The sequence below is a fragment of the Pseudoalteromonas sp. RB2-MNA-CIBAN-0110 genome (assembly GCF_040309305.1).
GTDB classification, from domain to species: domain Bacteria; phylum Pseudomonadota; class Gammaproteobacteria; order Enterobacterales; family Alteromonadaceae; genus Pseudoalteromonas; species Pseudoalteromonas arctica.
This window is the reverse complement of the sequence record NZ_JBEOOQ010000334.1, coordinates 1-235: the sequence shown is the minus strand read 5'-3', so window position 1 is coordinate 235 and position 235 is coordinate 1. Positions and strand designations below refer to the sequence as shown.

General features: G+C 40.9%; 1 pseudogene. It reads left to right on the top strand.

The features are described from left to right. Positions 1–35: 35 nt before the first annotated feature. Positions 36–235 (top strand): annotated as a pseudogene (locus AAEY68_RS21720) (peptide-methionine (R)-S-oxide reductase MsrB); the annotation flags it as partial.

Genomic DNA, 235 nt, shown 5'->3' with positions numbered 1-235 from the left:
CGATTATAGCTAAGCAAGCATTTAAAGAGGCTGTTATGTTGAAGTGGAATGATGTTATTAATTTTGCCAATAATGGCAATCCAACGCCGCCGAAAAAGGTTATTAAAACCGACGCTCAGTGGCAAGAGTTATTATCTGAAGATGCATATTACGTTACTCGTAAAAAAGGCACTGAGCGACCGCACAGCTCCGGTAGCTGCACATTGTTAGAGCCAGGCAAGTATATATGTATATG